Source organism: Actinobacillus capsulatus DSM 19761, assembly GCF_000374285.1.
Taxonomy (GTDB): domain Bacteria; phylum Pseudomonadota; class Gammaproteobacteria; order Enterobacterales; family Pasteurellaceae; genus Actinobacillus; species Actinobacillus capsulatus.
Genome location: NZ_KB893960.1, coordinates 1 through 3,858, shown reverse-complemented (window position 1 = coordinate 3,858; position 3,858 = coordinate 1). Strand labels below are relative to the sequence as shown.

Sequence of the window (3,858 nt, the reverse complement as noted above, 5' to 3'; positions counted from 1 at the left end):
CGCATATCAAACACAATTTTAAGACGAGTTAAACTGCTGGCGACCATCTCTAAATCACGTTGTGCAAGTCGAGCGGCTAAGTCAAATGTCGGCACACCTTTATATTCAACGGTTTTTATAATCACGCCATGCATTTGTACAGACGCAATATTATTCGCAATGGCTTGGTCTTCACGGTTAGTCACTGGGTCGCGATATTTAACGACAATTTGATTCGCTGTCGTATCAGTTGCCGAGCTGTCATCATCTTGTACAGATAAAATCCCGTTATCATAGTGAAATGTTGGCAAATCGTCGGGATTATAGTCATTACGCAATAAACGAATCGCTTGTTTGCCGGTTTCCACATTGTCGTATTGCACAGCCCCAATATGGTCGATAACCTGTTGCATAAACTCTTTAATTGAGCCTTGACGGTTGTAACGCAAACATAGTCCAAAGCCTTCTTCATAGAGTGTGTCGGCGGCTTTTTTGTAGCTATCTAAATCAAGATCACTTAAGTCTTTTTTGCCGCCCCAGCTTTTATTTGTTGCACACTCAACAAGGATGTGTGCAGGATTCATCGCATGAATCTGGCGTACATTTTCTTCTTGCTCATTATTCAAACCTTTAATTTTTAATGTATCGTTACGTAACAAAATTTTGCATTTCTCCGGATACCATACCGTACCGTTAAACCAGCCTTTATGGTTACGGCGTAGGCGATAACTGTGCTTTTTAGGGTAAGCGTTATAGCAACTGATAAGCCCACTAAACACGGTGGACACAATACCGCGAAAGCCCGGAATCATATCTTCCTCATCTATATTACCGGGTTGTACTGCGCCGCTTGCAAAAAAGTCGCCTTGGTTACTTTTGACTTTTTTATTGCGTTTACGGCTCCAGCGGCTATTGCTTGAATTGAGTGCCGGATTAAGCACACCTTTAAGCAGATTAATCAGCATTTGCGTTGGTTTTTGGTCAGGTTCGCCCATTAAAATCTCCATACGTCCCTGAATACCACCTTCGCCGCCGGTGTTTTCACCCCCGAACAAGTTTGGTTTGTCGATATAAATCGCTTGTGAATGCGTTAGCTCTCCGGGCTTACCGACATACGCCGATTTATCATCAAGGCGTAATTCCACAATCTCATCTACCGGTCCGCGTCCCAGTCCCGAATGAATATCCCAGTAATAACGATAACCAACGGTAACTGCACCACCTTTACGTTTGCCCATGCCTTAGTCCTCTGCCTGTTGTTGTGCTTGTTTTGCAGCTGTGACACATTTACGCGCAAATACGCTACCGGTGGCTAAGAATTTTTCGGCATCAATGCCATTTTGCAAAAAATCATTAAAATCTAGCCCTTCGCGTTCAAAGAACGCTTGTACACCCGCTGCACAAAAATGCACACGGCGCATATCTTGCATGGTGATAATCATCTTTTTTATCCTTTTTTGATTTCGGTGGTACGGTAATTGCCGTATGCCAGCACTTGCCAATCTTCCGTCCAACAGTCACCGAAAAACACACATTGCGGTGTGCCTTCAGCCGCTTGGGGAAAATTCCATTCATCACTGGATACGGCTTCCGGCCCTTGCCCGCTGCGCTGTTTCGGTGCGAGCGCTTGATTCAATAAATAACTGACTGCAAGCACCGCAACATATTTAACGACCGCCCAACCAATGGCTGCAAACATAACATCCTCCTTTTACATTAAAATACCCGTGACCCGTCATAAGGCGATTTATTCGGCATGTGCGGAACGCCACCGAAATTCAGCATATTGTTAAACTTTTTAAGGCAAGTCGTTGCCCGCCCGTCACAGCCGGGGTACACATTAATGGTTGTGCCAACAGATAGTTTTTGCGTGCCACCCATCAAGGTGATTTGGTTATTTTTATGCACGGTAACCGCTCGTACTTCACGCACACCATCGCTATCCGTCCATTCAATAAAACCGGCATTAAACCAGCCTTCCGGTAAATTTTCAGGCACATCTACCGTGATGGTTGTCCCGTTTAACGCTTTAATCACTAAACCGACAACCGCAAAATTTTTCGGATTGACTCTACAATCATAGTCATAAAGCGTATAAGGACAGTTACGTCCCCATGTCAGACGTAAGCCAGCACTTTGCATTGTGGAGGATAGCCCAGCAGAAACTAATTCCGTCTTATGCACATCCGGACGTTTTGCTTCAATAATCGTGCCAATCCATACAACCCGTAATTCTTGTTCTGGATAATGCAATCGCATAATCATCACTTTAACGGTTTGGCTCGGCGGCATTCCGCGATAAAGTAATGCCACGGGATTATTACTCGGCAGCACAATATTGATATTTTCACCGGTGCGGCGACCGCTATCACTGATTGCGGTTGCCAGCCATTTTTCGTTATTCACTAAAATATCTTTATCCGCGTCGCAAAAACGCCAAATCTTTTCGTCATCACCTCGGCTAAACTGATAAAGCGTAACAGGCTGACCGTCGGCAACATCTAAATAACTCACGTTTTAAATCCTTTTTAAATATCGTTTAAAGCTTGATTAAATTAAGGCTCAAGCTCGTCTCTTAATCCCCGAAAATTAACCGCAATCGTCGCTGACCCGTCCGCATCGGTATAATGCTTCCACGTTATCGTATCGCTATCAAGGCGTGATAGCGTCAACCATGAGATTTTGGCGATATTATTTTGTGGGATAGCTAACGTATCGCCATCTAATGCCAATCGCTCGGTTTGACTATCTACCGCACCGGCGGCAATAATGCGACGATAAAAGATTTGCCCGTCGTAGCACTCAATGCGGATATCTTGTCTACCGACCTGTTTTTGCAGTGCGGAGCTATAACCGATATTGGCAATATCAATGCTTTTGCCGACGATATTCGCTACCGGTGTTAAATCAGTGGCACCGGTTGCGACCCAAATCGCACGCTGGCGACCACGCAAGTAGTAAAATAATTGGCGCAGCTTGCGTTGCTCCTCGCGCCCGACCGCAATAAAGCGGTGCGCGGTCACCTGGAATGCTTTATTTGCCGTATCTAAATAATGCGGTAGTCCGGTTTGGTTATCTAATTGCTTAATCAGTCGCGTATATTGTGAGGTAATATCGTCTGACCAATCGCTTGTCGGCTCTAATACTGGATGATTGCGATAAGTCGATAGATGGCTAACATCATCATCGTGTGCATTATGCTCATGTATTTGTAATCGAATTTGCGCGGTCGAGACGTTATCGCTTAGATGGCTTAGCTGCGGCATATCCGTCAGCACCGCCGAGCGCAGCGGATAAACGGCGGTAGTATTACGACTAAAATCGCCGACAATCGGGCGTTTAAGTGTGAGACTGTTTAGCTTAAGCTCAGCAATCTCGACCATCTCTTTACGTAAGCCGGTCATCAAAATCGCCCGTCCGCCTCTGACAAAATCATAGCCAAGGGTGTTAATTTTTAGCTCGCGTTGTCCTTGTCTGGCATCCTGCGATAAATAAGCGCAATCAGTAAAAATCGGCATTGCCCATACTCTCGCACCGTAAGCATAGAGCATATTTTCTAAACGCTGACGTTCTGTTCCGGTTGTAGAAACTTTAAATTCAAAAGTTCGACGAGGCGATAAACGTTTGGCGATACGTTGTTCAGCCCCGGTCATTGATTGATGTACGGTCGTCAAAAACTCTAATTTTTCCGTTACATCTTCCGACCAATCTGGGAAAAATTCCCAATCGATAGAGCGTGAACCGGTGATGCGCAACGTAACCGGATTCTTGCCGGCAATAGTAAAAGTTACCGTACAATCAATTTCTGCCGGACCATTCATACTGACTTTGACCGTCCACTTTTTAAGTGCTAACGGTCGTAGCGTGAGCGGCAATTGA

At 45.1% G+C, this 3,858-nt stretch carries 4 protein-coding genes and 1 pseudogene; all 5 read right to left on the bottom strand.

Features of this window, described 5'->3' with window-relative positions; all coding sequences use genetic code 11:
* Nucleotides 1-1,217: pseudogene (locus tag C228_RS0112870) on the bottom strand (phage tail protein); the annotation flags it as partial.
* A gap of 3 nt (nt 1,218-1,220) precedes the next feature.
* On the bottom strand, nt 1,221-1,421 hold the full coding sequence (locus C228_RS0112865; protein ID WP_018652996.1) for a hypothetical protein: 201 nt from the start codon (nt 1,419-1,421) through the stop codon (nt 1,221-1,223).
* 5 nt (nt 1,422-1,426) lie between these two features.
* A complete protein-coding gene (locus C228_RS0112860) occupies nt 1,427-1,678 on the bottom strand; it encodes a hypothetical protein (RefSeq protein WP_018652995.1) in 252 nt (83 codons plus the stop codon).
* A 17-nt stretch (nt 1,679-1,695) separates the two neighbouring features.
* Nucleotides 1,696-2,493, bottom strand: coding sequence for a phage BR0599 family protein (locus C228_RS0112855; RefSeq protein ID WP_018652994.1), 798 nt, complete (start codon nt 2,491-2,493; stop codon nt 1,696-1,698).
* 41 nt (nt 2,494-2,534) lie between these two features.
* Complete coding sequence (locus C228_RS14555; RefSeq protein WP_245552775.1) at nt 2,535-3,854, bottom strand: phage tail protein; 1,320 nt, start codon at nt 3,852-3,854, stop codon at nt 2,535-2,537.
* Nucleotides 3,855-3,858: the final 4 nt, after the last annotated feature.